Here is a 14,806-nt window from a genome sequence, read left to right on the forward strand (position 1 = left end):
TCACCCGTGCGGGGTCGGGCGGTGTGCTGTCCGGGCATACCGTACCCGGCCTGTCGTGCCTGACCTGCCCGAGACCGTCACCCGATACAGGACCGGTATCGCAACGTGCACCGATGTGAAGAACACGTGACCGGGCTCACTTCTTACTGTTGAGTACCGCTTCCATCACGCTCTTGGCGATCGGCGCCGCCAGACCGCCACCGGAGATGTCGTCACGGTTCGCGCTGCCGTCCTCGACGACCACGGCCACGGCGACCGGCGAGCTGCCGTCCTTGGCCTTCGCGTACGACAGGAACCACGCGTACGGCTTCTCGCTGTTGTTGAGGCCGTGCTGGGCGGTACCCGTCTTTCCGCCGACGGTATAGCCGGGGATCTGCGCGTTCGTACCGGTGCCTTCGCTGACGACCGTCTCCATCATCGACTGAAGGATCTGCGCGTTCTTCTCCGACAGCGGCCGGCTCATCTCCTTCGGCGTGTGGTGCTCGATCGTGTCGAGGTTCGGCGCCTGGAGCTCGCTGATCATGTACGGCTCCATGAGCTTGCCGTCATTGGCGACCGCGGAGGCCACCATGGCCATCTGCAGCGGCGTTGCCGCGGTGTTGTACTGACCGATCGACGACAGCGCCGTCTGTGACTTGTTCATGTCCTTGGAGAACACGGACGCGTTCGAACGGACCGGGGTGAACTGCTCCTTGTTGAAGCCGAACTTCTCCGCCGTCTCCAGCATCTTGTCGTTGCCGAGGTCGGCGCCGACCTTGCCGAAGACTGTGTTGCAGGAGTAGCGCAGCGCCACGCGCAGCGTCGCGTCCTCGCAGGGGATGTTGCCCTCGTTCTTCAGCGGCGTCGTGGTGCCGGGCATGATCCACGGCAGCGGCGTATCGGTCTTCTCGTCGGCGTCCGTGTAGAGGTTGTGCTCCAGCGCGGCCGCGGCGGTCACGATCTTGAAGGTCGAGCCGGGCGGGTACGTCTCGCGCAGCGCGCGGTTCGTGAGCGGCTTGTCCTTGTTCTTGTCGAGCTTGCCGAACGTGTCGCCGTCCTTCTGCAGGATGCCGGCGAACGACGACGGGTCGTACGAGGGCGTCGACGCCATCGCGAGGATCGCACCGGTCTTCGGGTCGATCGCGACGGCGGCACCCTTGCCACGGTTCTTCAGACCGTCGTACGCGGCCTTCTGCGCGTCGGCGTTGAGGGTGGTGACGACGTTGCCACCCTCCTTCTTCTTGCCGGTGATCATGTCGAGGGTGCGGCGGAAGAACAGCCGGTCGTCATTGCCGGTGAGGATGCCGTCCTCGATGGACTCGATCTGGCTCGCGCCGACCAGCTGCGAGGCGTACCCGGTGACGGGCGACCACATGGGCCCGTCCTTCCAGGTCCGCTTGTACTTGAGGTCGGTGCCGTCCGTCGCCACGGAACCCGTGATCGACTTGCCGTCGACGATGATGTCGCCGCGCGGCTGCGCGTACCGCTCGATGGCGACGCGCGGGTTCTGCTTGTCGGACTGCAGCTTGTCCGCCTGGGCGTACTGGAGCCAGTTGTCGCGGATCAGCAGGGCGAGGACGAGGAGCCCGCAGAAGATCGCGATCCGGCGCAGGGGCTTGTTCACGGTCGGACCACCTGGGTCATCTCGGCGTCGGGGCTGGGGGCGGGGGCCGGCGCCGGGCGGCGCGCGGTATCGCTGATGCGGATCAGGATGCCGATCAGTGCCCAGTTCGCGATCACGGAGGAACCGCCGTACGCGAGGAACGGCATGGTCATACCGGTCAGCGGGATGAGACCCATGACACCGCCGGCGACGACGAACACCTGGATCGCGAACGCGCCGGACAGACCCGCCGCGAGCAGCTTGCCGAACGGGTCGCGCGCCGCGAGAGCCGTACGCAGACCCCGCTCCGCGATCAGCCCGTACATCAGCAGGATCGCCATGATGCCCGCGAGGCCGAGCTCCTCGCCGAACGTGGCGAGGACGAAGTCGGAGTTCGCGGCGAACTTGATCAGGTCGGAGTGGCCCTGGCCGAGGCCCGTGCCGAGCACGCCACCGGAGCCGAACGCCCACAGCGCCTGCATGGCCTGCTCGGAGTGACCGCCGACGCCCTGCCTGCTGAGCATGTACTCGTGCATCGGGTCGAGCCACGCCTGGACACGGCTCTGCACGTGCGGCTCGAACGAGGCGACACCGACCGCGCCGACCGCCGACATCAGCAGACCGAACACGATCCAGCTGGTGCGCTCAGTGGCGACGTACAGCATCACGACGAACATGCCGAAGAACAGCAGCGACGTACCGAGGTCCGTCTCGAAGACCAGGATGAGGATCGACATCACCCAGACGACGATGATCGGTCCGAGGTCACGGCCACGCGGCAGGTACAGGCCCATGAAGCGGCGGCTGGCCAGCGCGAGCGCGTCCCGCTTCACCATCAGATAGCCCGCGAAGAACACCGCGATGACGATCTTCGCGAACTCACCGGGCTGGATGGAGAACCCGCCGATGCTGATCCAGATCTTCGCGCCGAACACGTTCATACCGAGACCCGGCACGAGCGGAAGCAGCAACAGGATCAGCGCGCCCACCATGGAGATGTACGTGTAGCGCTGCAGGATCCGGTGGTCCTTGAGCAGCATGAGCACGCCCACGAACAGGGCGATGCCGATCGCGGAGTACATCAGCTGCTTCGGGGCGTCCGGGCTGAACGACCCGTACTGCGCCTTGGCGAGATCCTGGAGGCGCTCCGACTGGTCGAGGCGCCAGATGATGACCAGACCGAGGCCGTTGAGCAGCGTCGCGATCGGCAGGAGCAGCGGATCGGCGTACGGCGCGAACCGGCGTACGACGATGTGCGCGACGCCCGCGAGCAGGCCGAGGCCGAGGCCGTAGCCCAGGAGCCCGGCGGGCAGCGAGCCGTCGATCGCCAGCCCCACGTTCGCGTACGCGAAAACGGGGATGACGACGGCGAACGCGAGGAGCGCGAGCTCGGTGTTGCGCCGGCTCGGCGCACCGATCGCGCCGATGGTCGACGTGTGTGTAGTGCTACTGCTCATGGCGTGCAAAGGCCCCCAACGGCTGCTTACTGCTTACCGCACAGCGGGACCAGCTTCTGCTCATCCTCCGAGAGGCTGGGGCCAGGTGTGGGCGACGGTGCGGTCTTGGACTTGGCCGTTCCGGACGGCGTGGGTGTCGGACTCGGCGCTGTCTTCGCCGAGGTGCGCGACGTGGTGAAAGACGTCTTGGTGGCGCCCGTGGTGCCACCCGCCTCGCCCTCGCCGGTCTTCGCGTTCTGCTCGTTCTCCGCCTGACGGCGCTCGGCGTCCTTCCTGCAGGCCGAGGCCTGCAGCGACAGCTCGCCGATCTTGTCCTTGGCGTCACCGAAGCTGCCCTCGGTGATCGTCGCCTCGACCTGCTTGCGCTGGTAGGGCGGCAAGTACTTGAGTTCGATCTCGGGGTGGTCCTTCTCGACCTCCGACAGACTCACCCACGCCAGGTCCTGGCTGATGCCGCGGTACAGGGCGACATGCGACTCGTTCGAACCGACGTAGTACTGCGTCTGCGTCCAGCGGTAGCCGCCGTACAGGCCACCGCCCACGACCGCCAGCGCCAGGACGAGGAAGAAGGATCTCTTGAACCACTTACGGCCGCGCCGCGGCTTGACGAAGTCGTCGTCCCCGTACGAGCCGAAGCTTCCCTCGGGAGCGTAACCGGCCGCGTCGCCGCTGCCGGGCGGGCCGAACTCGCCACCGCCGCCGCCCTGCCCGGGCACCTGCCTGCCCGACCCGCGGCCGAGCTCCGACGCACGGCCCGCGGGGGTCTGCATCGCACCGCCGTCGTGCAGCTGGTGCTGCTGGTTCTCGGCGACCGCGCCCACGATGACCGGAGCGTCGGACAGCTGACCGGCGAGCGTGTCACCGCTGTCGATGTCCAGGACGTCCGCCACGATCACCGTGATGTTGTCCGGGCCACCGCCGCGCAGCGCCAGCTGGATCAGGTCCTGCACGGTCTCCTGCGGGCCCTGGTAGCTGGCGAGGGTCTCCTCCATCGTCTGGTGGGAGACGACGCCGGACAGGCCGTCGGAGCAGATCAAGTACCGGTCGCCGGCCCGCACTTCGCGGATGGAGAGGTCGGGCTCGACATGGTCACCACTGCCCAGCGCGCGCATGAGGAGAGACCTCTGCGGGTGAGTGGTGGCTTCCTCTTCCGTGATGCGGCCCTCGTCGACGAGGCGTTGCACCCAGGTGTGGTCCTGCGTGATCTGCGTCAGCACACCGTCGCGCAGCAGATAGGCGCGCGAGTCGCCGACGTGCACGAGACCGAGGCGCTGACCCGTCCACAGCAGAGCGGTCAGGGTCGTCCCCATGCCCTCCAGCTGGGGGTCCTCCTCGACCATCATCCGCAGCTGGTCGTTGGCCCGCTGCACGGCCGTGCCCAGCGACGTGAGGATGTCGGAGCCGGGAACGTCGTCGTCGAGCGCGACGATCGTCGAGATCACCTCCGACGAGGCGACCTCACCGGCGGCCTGACCGCCCATGCCGTCGGCGATCGCGAGAAGACGCGGACCGGCGTAGCCCGAGTCCTCGTTCCCCTCGCGGATCATGCCTTTGTGCGATCCGGCGGCGAAGCGCAGTGACAGACTCATGCGCACCTCGCCCGTCGGCTCCGGGTACATCCGCACGGTGCCCACCCTCCGGTCGGGAGCGCGCTCAGGTCTTGGGTGACCGCGTCGGCTCGCTCGCTCCGCTGGCTCATTGTCGTACTACTTCCGCAGCTCGATGACGGTCTTGCCGATGCGGATCGGCGCGCCCAGCGGAATCGGTTGCGGGGTGGTCAGCCGGGCCCGGTCGAGATAGGTGCCGTTGGTGGACCCGAGGTCCTCCACGATCCACTGTCCGTCCCGGTCCGGGTAGATCCTGGCATGCTTGCTCGACGCGTAGTCGTCGTCGAGAACGATCGTCGAATCGTGCGCACGGCCCAGCGTGATGGTCTGGCCCTGCAGCGCCACCGTGGTACCCGTGAGGGTGCCCTCGGAGACGACGAGTTTCGTGGGGGCGCCGCGGCGCTGCCGCCCGCCTCCACCGCTGTTCTGCTGCTGGGCGCGCTGCTGCGGCGGCGGGGCCTGGCGGGCCGCGGCCTGCTGCTGGCGCCCGCTGTCACGACGCGACCCGCGCTGGGTGACGCGCGTGCCGAACAGGTCGCTGCGGATGACCTGGACGGCCACGATCACGAACAGCCACAGAACGGCCAGGAAACCCAACCGCATGACCGTCAGGGTCAGCTCTGACATTGCCCCCGCTTCACCCTTCGGCTTGCCGGTAAATGATGGTGGTACTGCCCACGACGATCCGCGAGCCGTCGCGGAGCGTAGCGCGGGTGGTGTGCTGCCCGTCCACCACGATGCCGTTGGTGGACCCGAGATCCTGGATCGTCGAGGGCGTTCCGGTCCGAATCTCACAGTGCCGGCGAGAGACGCCGGGGTCGTCGATCCGCACATCGGCTTCGGTGCTGCGGCCGAGGACCAGCGTGGGGCGCGAGATCTGATGGCGTGTGCCATTGATCTCGATCCAGTGACGCACCTGTGCGCCGGGCAGCGGTCCTGCCTGGTTACGCGGCCGGGCTCCCGCCGGGGCCTGCGCAGGGCGGCCCGGAGGCGGCCCGGCGGGCATCGGCGGCGCACTGGCCGGCGGCTGGCCGTACCCCGCGGCAGCGTTCGCCGCCGGCGGATAGCCGTAGCCCCCGCCCGCCGCCGGGGGCGCCGAAGCGGGACCCCGGCCGGGCTGCGGCGGCTGCTGGGAGGGCTGGGACTGCTGCTGGTTGGTGCTCGACGCGAGCGTGCGGCTGCGTACCCGGTACAGACCCGTGTCCAGGTCGTCCGCTTTCTCCAGGTGGACCTTGATCGGTCCCATGAAGGTGTAGCGCTGCTGCTTCGCGTAGTCGCGCACCATGCCGGACAGCTCGTCGCCGAGCTGCCCCGAGTAGGGGCTGAGGCGCTCGAAGTCCGGCGCGCTCAGCTCCACGATGAAGTCGTTGGGGACGACGGTCCGCTCACGGTTCCAGATCGTCGCGTTGTTGTCGCACTCGCGCTGGAGGGCGCCGGCGATCTCGACGGGCTGGACCTCGGACTTGAACACCTTGGCGAAGGTGCCGTTGACCAGACCCTCGAGACGCTGCTCGAACTTCTTCAGGACTCCCATGGGGCACCTCCTCCTTCGTTTTCGTCCTGGTACTGCTTACTGATCGTATCCACGCGCCGGGAAATCGGCTGGTTCCCCCTGTCAGCCCGGTCGATGAGTGTCGACCCTCACAGCTGGATCGTAGAGGGGGTCCCTGGACAGTGTCCCGCACGCGGCGGCGGAGCCGGGAGGGGACGGGGAAGGTGAGACGGAGGGGGCGCCCGAGTCCGGGGCGGCGGGAGTGTGGATGTGCGCCTTTCGCTGCGTCGGCGGCGGGGCTTGGGGCGGGGCTTCGGGGAGGGGCTCTGGGGTGGAGTGGATCTCTACGGGGGCTTCGGACCGCTGGTGGAGTGCTGTCGGACCACTGGCGGACTGTCAGCGGACTGCTGTCGGACTGCCGCGGGCTGCTGACTGTTTGCATCGGATGCGAGGTCAGCAGGGGTGGGCCTGCCCAGCAGGTGCCCGTGGAAACGGATGTGAATCCACCCTCGGCAGCGTGCTAATCTTCTGCATGTCGGAAGGCGCTCACCCCCAAAGGGCGAGGGACCGGAAGGCACACCCAATGCGCGGGTGGCGGAATAGGCAGACGCGCTGGATTCAGGTTCCAGTGCCCGAAAGGGCGTGGGGGTTCAACTCCCCCCTCGCGCACAAGGAAGAACCGACGAAACGGGTCTTCACCAGTGACGAAAGTCCTGGTGGGGGTCCGTTTCTCGTTGATCGGGCCGCTTGCTACGGCTCAGTAGTCAGCGAACAGCTCGCAAGAGTGGCATTGAACACACAAGAGCCCTCGCCTGTGACCGGTCGGTCGGGGCGAGGGCTCTGTTGTTGTCCGGCGGGTCCTTCGGATGAGCGCTGGATGCCTACGTTGTCGGTGATAGGTGGCCGGTCGGGGTCCAGGCTCCGAGCGGTTTGGTCGTCCGGCGGTGGTGGGTGCGCCTGCGCGGGCGCTGTCCGCTCAGCGCCAGGGTGTCGACCCAGTTTTTGATCTTCCGTTGGTTGGCATGAGCCAGTTGGAAGACGAGAAGCACGGTCTGAGCCGCGATGCCGCGGATCCGCCGGCCGCCGGCGGCTTCGATGGCTTCGGCGAGGGGACTTTTTGCGTAACCGTTGTACCCCTCGACGCTGTTGCGCAGCCGGAAGTAGACCTTCTGCCATTGCTCGCCCCCGTACTCGAGGGCCTGCCAGTGCTTGGATCCTTCGGCGGGAGCCAGGGTGATGCTGCGCTGGCGGCAGACCTTGAGCGGGCCCGCAGAGTTCGGCTCCGGGTCGATGAGCGGCAGCTGGACGCCTCTGCCCATGGACCGGCTCTTGATGGGGCACTGGACCTTACCGGCCTCTGCGGGACACATCACACGCTGATGGCCCTCGCTGTCCTCGTGCTCCTTGGGCACCAGGCGGTGAGCTCTGCGGGCCTCGATGAGCCGGATCCAGGTCTCGCGGTCGATACGGTCCGCGTACAGGTCGCGGGTCGCATCGATGAGCGGCTGCGGCATGGAGGGGCAGTACCAGGTCCCCTCCACCAAGATCGCGCCCTGAGTCTCGGCCTGCTTGCCGAGCTGGTCGGCGCGGTAGTCGTAGACCGGCTTGTAGCCGAGGGCGCGGATGGGCAGCTGCCACTCGCCGGGCTCGGAGTTGTTGTAGGCACGGTCCCCTGCCAGGAATCCCGGGCGGTAGCCCCGCTTGCTCAGGCGGGTGAGTGCCTTGAGCCCATTGTGGGCGGGCCGGTGGCCGGGCTTGTCGAGGGAGACGCCCAGGACGAGCGCCGGGAGGACGTCAGGGCTGGGGGTGCTGTCGTTGAGGAGAACTTGGTCATGGCGGGCGTCCGGGGTGACGACGAGCGTCGCGTCATAGCCGAACAGGTACTTCTTCTTGAGCGATGGTCTGCGTCCGGGCAGTGACACGGCGCGGCTTGCGCCCCATCATGAGTGAGTCATGGGGGGTTCGGTGCGTGTGTCCTGTCTGTGCCGTCGCGGCGGCGTGCCGCGTGTGGTGCCGGTCGCCGCTGTCCGGGCGGGTCTGTTCTCCGCCCTGGGGACCTCCGTGACCTTCACGGTCCACCACCTCGCGTTCGACTCGAGCCCTTCGTGGAGCGTGCGGCTCATCGCGGCGTTCTTGCTCTTCGCCGTTGCGTTGCCCGGATCGGGCCAGGACAAGTCCCTGGCGCGACAGTTGCTGCTCGCCTTCGGGTGTCAGGCGGTCGTGGGGTACTGGTTCGTGCGCGCCGACGGTGCCGTGTCCGTTCCTGCGCACGAAGTGTGGCCGTCGTCCGTCCATGCCGGGTGGCCGGTGGTGGCCGGCCATGTCGTGCTGACGGTCCTCGGTGCCGTGCTCCTGCACGGAATCGACACCTGCCGTCGCCGGGTGCTGTATGTGGCGGGGCGGGAATGGGAAGCGTTCCGTGCGCTGGTGCGCAAGCTGTTCGCGCCCGTCTGCACGCCGCTGGATCTGGCCGTCGCCGGCAGCGCCTGGACCTCCCGCTCCGGGCCGGGTCGTGCGGCGCCTTCCCGCACCCTCCTCGCTGACACAGTGGTCAGGCGAGGCCCGCCCGCTTCCCCGCCGCCTGCTGTCTGACGGCTGACTTCCGCTCCGCGCGCATGCGCGGTGCCGTCGTCGGCTGCCCGGCCGACAGCGGCGTTCGCGTGTGTGACCACCATGTCCATGCCGGTACGCGGCCCTCCGGACGGGTCGCGTCAGGGGGGAAGTCTCTTGTCTCGCACCATGCGTACAACTGGCGTCATGCGTAAGCCTCGTGGCGCCATCGCGCCGCATGCATCGCGCGCCGCCGCACCCGTCGTCGTCATCGAGGCTGGCCCGTACGGCCTGTCCACCGCCGCGCATCTCAAGGGGCGCGGCCTGAGTGTCAGGGTCTTCGGCTCGCCCATGGCGTTCTGGACCGAGAACATGCCCGCGGGCATGCTCCTGAAGTCGCCGCCGAGCGCGTCGGTGTTGTCCGCGCCGGAGCCCGGGTTCACGCTCGACGGCTATTGCCGGCAGGCGGGCGAGTCACGGCTGAGCGGGCACGACCAGGTGCCCGTCGAACTGTTCGTGCGCTACGGGCGCTGGTTCGCCGAGCAGGTGGTGCCCGAGGTGGAAGATGTCCGGGTGCTCGGGGTGGCCCGGCAGGCCGACGGATTCCGCGTCAAGCTCGCTTCGGGGGAGGAGGTGCGGGCGTCGTCCGTGGTGGTGGCCAGCGGAATGGACGGCTTCGCGCACGTGCCTCAGCCGCTGGCCTTGCTTGTGGCCGACGGCCTTGCCTCGCACAGCTCTCAACACGCTCACCTGAACGCCTTCGCCGGGCGCGACGTGGTCGTGGTGGGCGCGGGGCAGTCGGCGCAGGAGAGCGCGGCACTGCTGCGCGAAGCCGGGGCCAAGGTCCAACTTTTCGTCCGTGCGGAGAAGTTGGTGTTCGGCGCCGGACCGACTCCTGGTCCGCACTGGCAGCCGGACACGCCGCTCGGCCGGTCCTGGGGGCTGTACGGGGTCGTGCATCACGCGGCGGCCTTCCGTCTGCTGCCGGAGGCTGCGCGCCTGCGCCTGGTGCGCAAGGTGCTGGGTCCGTTCGGGTCGTGGTGGCTGAAGCCGCGGCTGGAAGGGGTCGTGCCCACGCATCTGGGGCAGCGCATCGCCGAAGCCCGGCGCGAGGGCGACGGCGTCGTCCTGACCACACGCGATGCACAGGGGCGCAGTCGCACCGTGGAGACCGGTCACGTCCTGGCGGCCACCGGATACCGGGTGCGCCTGGACGCGGTGGACTTCCTGGCCCCCGACCTGCGGGCTCGCCTTGCCCGCACCGGAGGATTTCCGCGTCTCGATGCGGGCCTGCGGTCGTCTGTTCCCGGCTTGTACTTCACGGGCATTCAGGCGGCAGGGACTTTCGGGCCTTTGCTGCGGTTCACCTGTGGAACGGAGTTCGCGGCACCCCGGCTCGCCGCCTCGCTCGCGGCGCGCTCCGGGTACTGACCGGCCGTGGCGGCTCAGGGGCGGAGGGCACGCGTCCGCCGCCCCTGAGTGGCGTATGTGACGCATCGTGATCAGTGCAATACGGTGTGCAGGTGATCGGACTGCGTATCGGCTCTGCGGTACCGGGGCGGCGGCGGGGCCGCACGGCCCTGCTGGTCGGCCTGGTGGTGCTGCTCGCGGCGCACTTGGCCGGCACGGTGCACGCGGCCTCCTTCGCCGGTCCGCACGTCGCACACGTCGTCGTCGGCTGTTCCCACCTCGGGGCCCATGGGGTGGACAAGACCGTCGTGCCGCGTCCCGGCCATGACCACTCGGCGGACGGTCACCTCGATCACGGGGTCGACCGGCCCAGGGCCAGTGCCGGTGACGCCACGGTCGCACCGGGCCACGAGGAGCTTGCGCCGCTCCCGGCCACGGCTGTGTTCCGACCCTTGGCCGTTGGTGCCACCGAGCGCGAGTCGTCGAGCCGCCGTCAGGTCACGGGTGGCCGGGACTCTCTCGCGCTGCACTGCGTCTGGCGTCAGTAGCCGCAGCTCCCGCACGCCTTCCTCCTGAGCCACGTCACGCCCCTGGCGTGCCGTGGCGCGGACGAGCGTGCCAGCGCGCCACTGACCACAGCAATCGCCCCCTCAGCAGAGACGGGGCGTGAAGGAGCCGTACCCGCTCATGGATCTCTCCCTGCTCACCTCGGTCCCGCCGGACCTGGGTCCGCACGCCGTCGGGGCCCTCGCCCCGGCCCCCGCAACCGCCCTTCGTCCGGCCCAGCTCGTCGGCAACACGCCCGTGCTGTGGATCGACGAGCCCTTCGCCCCGGCCGGCCTCGGCTTCCACGCCAAGCTGGAGGGCGCGAACCCCGGTGGCATCAAGGACCGCCCGGGCCTGCACATGGTCTCCGAGGCCCGAAGGCGCGGGGACCTCGCGCCCGGCGCCCCCGTCGTCGAGTCCTCCAGCGGCACGCTCGGCCTCGGCCTCGCGCTCGCCGGTCTGACCTACGGCCACCCGGTGACCGTCGTTTCCGACCCCGGTATGGAACCGGCCATGGTCCGCCTGCTCACCGCCTACGGCGCCCATGTCGAGCAGGTCACCGACCCGCACCCCGAGGGCGGCTGGCAACAAGCCCGCCGCGACAAGGTCGCCGAACTCCTCGACCGCACGCCCGGCGCATACTGCCCCGACCAGTACCACAACCCCGACAACGTGGCCGCCTACCGCCCCCTCGCCACCGAACTGATCGCCCAACTCGGCCGTATCGACGTTCTGGTGGCAGCGGTCGGCACCGGCGGCCACTCCGCCGGCACCGCGCGGGTGCTGCGCGAGACCTTCCCCGGCATGGCGCTCGTCGGCGTCGACGCGGTCGGCTCTGCGATCTTCGGTCAACCCGCAGGCCCCCGCCTCATGCGCGGCCTCGGCTCCAGCATCCACCCCTCCAACGTCGACTATGCGGCCTTCGACGAGGTCCACTGGGTGGCCCCGGCCGAAGCGGTGTGGTCCTGCCGCCAGTTGGCGCGCCGCCACTACGCGTCGGGCGGCTGGAGCGTGGGCGCTGTAGCCATGGTCGCGGGCTGGGCGGCACAGGCGTATCCGCCCGGCACCCGGGTCGCCGCGATCTTCCCGGACGGGCCGCACCGATATCTGGAGACCGTCTACAGCGACGCCTGGTGCCAGGCCCACGGCCTGCTCGGCCACCGTCCGCCGAAGGAACCCGACGAGATCGCCGAGCCGGACGAGTGCGAGTTGACCTCCTGGACCCGGTGCAGCCAGGTCCGGGACCCCCTCGACCGCACCCCGGAGGCCGCAGCAGAGGCCAACCGATGAGGGCCCTCAAGGCGCAAGTCGCCTCCTTCGACCGCCCCGTACGCCTGTTGATGGCCAACCAGTTCGCCATCAACCTGGGCTTCTACATGCTGATGCCCTACCTCGCCGACCATCTCGCCCACGGCCTCGGCCTCGCCGCGTGGACCGTCGGCCTGGTCCTCGGCGTCCGCAACCTCTCGCAGCAGGGCATGTTCCTCATCGGCGGCACCCTTGCCGACCGCTACGGCTGCAAGCCCATGATCCTGGCCGGCTGTGCCCTTCGGACCGTCGCATTCGCCCTGCTCGGCCTCGTGGACTCGCTGCCCGCACTGATCGCCGCCTCGGCGGCCACGGGCCTGGCCGGAGCCCTCTTCAATCCCGCCGTGCGCGCCTATCTGGCAGCGGAGGCGGGTGAAGAGCGCCGAGTGGAGGCGTTCGCCACTTTCAACGTCTTCTACCAGGCGGGCATCCTCATCGGCCCGCTCGCCGGCCTCGCCCTCCTCGCTTGGGACTTCCGCGCGGTGTGCGCGAGCGCGGCACTCGTCTTCGGCGCGCTCGCCCTGCTCCAGTGGCGCGCGCTTCCCGCGCGGCCGCCGGCCGACCGGAGCGCAGAACCGGCCTGGCGGGTCGTCGCCGCCGACTGGCGCACCATCGCCGCCAACCGCCCCTTCCTGCTCTTCGCCGCCGCGATGACCGGCTCGTACGTCCTGGCGTTCCAGGTCTATCTCGCGCTTCCGCTGCGGGCGCGTGAACTCTTCGGAGAGCGGACCGGGCTGGTGACCGGGGCCATCTTCGCGGTGTCGGCGCTGGCCGCGCTGTCTGGGCAGCTGAAACTGACGGCGTGGGCGAAGCGGACCCTGCCGGGGGCACGTGCCATCGCGTACGGGCTCGCGCTGATGGGGGCAGCGTTTCTACCGCTGCTTCCGGGGCCGTACGGAGGCGCACTCGGGACAGCGGTGGGCATTCTCTCGCTCACCGCGTGCGCGGCCCTGCTGGCCTGGGGCGGCGCGCTCCTGTACCCCTTCGAGATGGACATCGTCGTCCGGCTGTCGGGCGACCGGCTCGTCGCGACGTACTACGGCGCCTACAACACCGCCTCCGGCGTCGCGATCTCCCTCGGGAACCTGGCGGTGGGGGCGCTCTTCGATACCGGGGTGCGCTGGCTGCCGTGGGCCGCGCTGGCGGCGACGGGCCTCGCGTGCGCGGCCGCGGTGAGCGGCCTGCACCGGGCCGGTTACCTCGCGCCGGACCGGGACCGGGCGGTATCGGCGCCGGTGTGACGGAGTGGGGGGCCGGATCGGGAAACCGTCGGCCCGGCCCCCGACACGCGCCCACCGGCCATGGCCGCCCCGGCGGGTGCGCGGGTCTACCGGCCATGGCCGCCCCGGCGGGTGCGCGGGTCTACCGGCCGCTACAGGTGCGGGTGCAAGCGGTCCGCCACCGGCCGGTGGCTGTGCCGCCAGCCGACCGGGACCCGACGGGCGCCGAGCAGATGGGGATGGCCGGCCGGCAGCCCGGCATGCTCGTGCGCCCCTCCGTCCCCTCCGTCCTCGGCCTTGATTTCGGCCACGTCCTGGCCGATGGCTGTCCCGGCGGGCCACAGCCGAACCGCCAGGAGCGACGACACCAGGGCGACCGTGCCGAGCGCGACCACCGCCCACTGCAGCCCGGCCGCAGCCCCCAGCCATCCGGCGAGCGGGTAGGTCAGCAGCCAGCAGCTGTGCGAGAGGGAGAACTGCGCCGCGAACGCGGCCGTACGCTCCCGGGGCGGAGCCGAGCGCCGGAGCAGGCGGCCGGTGGGCGTGAGAACCATCGAGCACGCTGCGCCGAAGGCCGCCCACGCCCCCAGCAGCGCGGGCCAGCGCCAACTCGCGGCCGGCGCGGCGGTGATGGCGCCGAGAGCGGCGAACACGAGCTCCAGGAGCAGAGCGCCACGCAGCATCACCGTTCGGTCGGCGACCTTGTCCAGGACACGCGGCAGCACGAGCGCCACGGCCATCGACCCGGCGCCGTACGCACCGAGAGCCAGCGGCACGGCACCGGCCGTGAGGCCGAGGAAGTCCCGTACGTAGACGATGGAGTTCACGGTGACCATGGCGCTGGCGGCGGCGACCGCGAGGTTCAGGGCGAGCAGCGCACGTAGTTGTGGAACTTCGAAGAAGAGGCGACTGCCCGCCGTGGCCCTCGCATACACGCTGCCGTTGCGTGGCGCGCTGCTCGCCGCCGGCTTGGGCAGCGCGGCGGAGACCACCAGAGCGCCCGAAGCCAGGAAGCCGACCATCGTTCCCGTGAACAGCCAGTTGTACGTGATCACCGACAGCAGGGCGGCCGGGAGCGCCGGACTGAACAGGCTCTCCAGGTCATAGGCGAGCCGCGACAGGGACAGCGCCTGCGTGTAGTCCCGCTCCTTGGGCAGTACGTCGGGGATGACGGCCTGGAAGGTGGGGGTGAACGCCGCCGAGGTCGACTGGAGCAGGAAGACCAGGACGTATACCTGCCACACCTGGTCGACGAACGGCAGGAACAGGGCCACGCCCGCGCGCGTCAGATCGGCGCCCACCATGAGGGCCCGACTCGGCAGCCGGTCGGCGACGGCACCGATCGCCGGGGCGATCGCCACGTAAGCCACCATCTTGATGGCGAGCGCGGTACCCAGCACCGAACCGGCGTCGGCACCCGCGATGTCGTAGGCGAGCAGGCCGAGCGCGACAGTCGCCAGGGGCGTTCTTGCCGTCACTCGGAAGAACCATTCATGGTGTGATTCGAATAGCATCACGGAAACGTTGGAGCATGAAAGGCACTGGTCCGGACGGCTGCGACGTGGTGAGCCCCGTCGTCATCGATTCGCCGAAGCGGCGCCTCTTGCTGATCCCGCATGTGACTGACCACGGAA

The 14,806-nt window shown here is 69.7% G+C and carries 12 protein-coding genes and 1 tRNA gene; 6 read left to right on the forward strand and 7 right to left on the reverse strand.

Translation table 11 applies throughout. The features are described 5' to 3' along the window. Positions 1 to 136: 136 nt before the first annotated feature. From ACY0PA_RS22105 to ACY0PA_RS22125, 5 genes are all read right to left on the reverse strand, one after another. Positions 137 to 1,603, reverse strand: coding sequence for a peptidoglycan D,D-transpeptidase FtsI family protein (locus ACY0PA_RS22105; protein ID WP_473079458.1), 1,467 nt, complete (start codon positions 1,601 to 1,603; stop codon positions 137 to 139). Continuing rightward, positions 1,600 to 3,039 carry an FtsW/RodA/SpoVE family cell cycle protein gene (locus tag ACY0PA_RS22110; RefSeq protein ID WP_473079459.1) on the reverse strand — a complete coding sequence of 480 codons (1,440 nt, stop codon included), beginning with the start codon at positions 3,037 to 3,039 and terminating at the stop codon, positions 1,600 to 1,602. Before ACY0PA_RS22110 ends, ACY0PA_RS22105 begins: the two co-directional genes overlap by 4 nt. A 26-nt stretch (positions 3,040 to 3,065) precedes the next feature. Continuing rightward, entirely contained in the window at positions 3,066 to 4,658 is a 1,593-nt protein-coding gene (locus ACY0PA_RS22115) for a Stp1/IreP family PP2C-type Ser/Thr phosphatase (RefSeq protein WP_473086394.1), read from the reverse strand. An 87-nt stretch (positions 4,659 to 4,745) separates the two neighbouring features. After that, positions 4,746 to 5,273: an FHA domain-containing protein FhaB/FipA gene (locus ACY0PA_RS22120; protein WP_473079460.1), complete on the reverse strand. Its 528-nt coding sequence runs from the start codon at positions 5,271 to 5,273 to the stop codon at positions 4,746 to 4,748. Between the two features lie 10 nt (positions 5,274 to 5,283). Further along, on the reverse strand, positions 5,284 to 6,180 hold the full coding sequence (locus ACY0PA_RS22125) for an FhaA domain-containing protein (RefSeq protein WP_473079461.1): 897 nt from the start codon (positions 6,178 to 6,180) through the stop codon (positions 5,284 to 5,286). 543 nt (positions 6,181 to 6,723) lie between these two features. Here ACY0PA_RS22125 and ACY0PA_RS22130 point away from each other — a divergent pair. Further along, positions 6,724 to 6,807 (forward strand) — tRNA-Leu (locus ACY0PA_RS22130). A 212-nt stretch (positions 6,808 to 7,019) separates the two neighbouring features. Here ACY0PA_RS22130 and ACY0PA_RS22135 read toward each other — a convergent pair. Then, complete coding sequence (locus tag ACY0PA_RS22135; RefSeq protein WP_473079462.1) at positions 7,020 to 8,060, reverse strand: hypothetical protein; 1,041 nt, start codon at positions 8,058 to 8,060, stop codon at positions 7,020 to 7,022. 31 nt (positions 8,061 to 8,091) lie between these two features. On the opposite strand from ACY0PA_RS22135, the gene ACY0PA_RS22140 reads away from it, so the two are divergent. The 5 genes from ACY0PA_RS22140 to ACY0PA_RS22160 all read left to right on the forward strand — a co-directional run bounded on the left by ACY0PA_RS22140 (position 8,092) and on the right by ACY0PA_RS22160 (position 13,193). Further along, entirely contained in the window at positions 8,092 to 8,730 is a 639-nt protein-coding gene (locus ACY0PA_RS22140) for a hypothetical protein (RefSeq protein ID WP_473079463.1), read from the forward strand. A gap of 165 nt (positions 8,731 to 8,895) precedes the next feature. Continuing rightward, a complete protein-coding gene (locus ACY0PA_RS22145; RefSeq protein WP_473079464.1) occupies positions 8,896 to 10,119 on the forward strand; it encodes an NAD(P)-binding domain-containing protein in 1,224 nt (407 codons plus the stop codon). A gap of 92 nt (positions 10,120 to 10,211) precedes the next feature. Beyond that, a complete protein-coding gene (locus tag ACY0PA_RS22150; RefSeq protein WP_473079465.1) occupies positions 10,212 to 10,646 on the forward strand; it encodes a hypothetical protein in 435 nt (144 codons plus the stop codon). Between the two features lie 139 nt (positions 10,647 to 10,785). Further along, a complete protein-coding gene (locus ACY0PA_RS22155) occupies positions 10,786 to 11,934 on the forward strand; it encodes a PLP-dependent cysteine synthase family protein (RefSeq protein ID WP_473079466.1) in 1,149 nt (382 codons plus the stop codon). Beyond that, positions 11,931 to 13,193 carry an MDR family MFS transporter gene (locus ACY0PA_RS22160; protein WP_473079467.1) on the forward strand — a complete coding sequence of 421 codons (1,263 nt, stop codon included), beginning with the start codon at positions 11,931 to 11,933 and terminating at the stop codon, positions 13,191 to 13,193. The genes ACY0PA_RS22155 and ACY0PA_RS22160 overlap by 4 nt, the downstream gene beginning before the upstream one ends. Before the next feature lie 131 nt (positions 13,194 to 13,324). On the opposite strand, the gene ACY0PA_RS22165 is transcribed toward ACY0PA_RS22160, so the two are convergent. Beyond that, the gene (locus ACY0PA_RS22165) at positions 13,325 to 14,650 is read right to left on the reverse strand and encodes an MFS transporter (RefSeq protein ID WP_473079468.1); all 1,326 of its coding nucleotides are present in this window, start codon (positions 14,648 to 14,650) and stop codon (positions 13,325 to 13,327) included. Between the last annotated feature and the right edge of the window lie 156 nt (positions 14,651 to 14,806).

It is taken from the genome of Streptomyces sp. DS1-CR2, assembly GCF_055760475.1.

Bases quoted from the DNA above. Each gene is read 5' to 3' on its own strand.
- ACY0PA_RS22110 (WP_473079459.1), bottom strand. From the start codon at position 3,039: ATGAGCAGTAGCACTACACACACGTCGACCATCGGCGCGATCGGTGCG.
- ACY0PA_RS22115 (WP_473086394.1), bottom strand. From the start codon at position 4,658: ATGTACCCGGAGCCGACGGGCGAGGTGCGCATGAGTCTGTCACTGCGC.
- ACY0PA_RS22120 (WP_473079460.1), bottom strand. From the start codon at position 5,273: ATGTCAGAGCTGACCCTGACGGTCATGCGGTTGGGTTTCCTGGCCGTT.
- ACY0PA_RS22125 (WP_473079461.1), bottom strand. From the start codon at position 6,180: ATGGGAGTCCTGAAGAAGTTCGAGCAGCGTCTCGAGGGTCTGGTCAAC.
- ACY0PA_RS22140 (WP_473079463.1), top strand. From the start codon at position 8,092: ATGGGGGGTTCGGTGCGTGTGTCCTGTCTGTGCCGTCGCGGCGGCGTG.
- ACY0PA_RS22145 (WP_473079464.1), top strand. From the start codon at position 8,896: ATGCGTAAGCCTCGTGGCGCCATCGCGCCGCATGCATCGCGCGCCGCC.
- ACY0PA_RS22155 (WP_473079466.1), top strand. From the start codon at position 10,786: ATGGATCTCTCCCTGCTCACCTCGGTCCCGCCGGACCTGGGTCCGCAC.
- ACY0PA_RS22160 (WP_473079467.1), top strand. From the start codon at position 11,931: ATGAGGGCCCTCAAGGCGCAAGTCGCCTCCTTCGACCGCCCCGTACGC.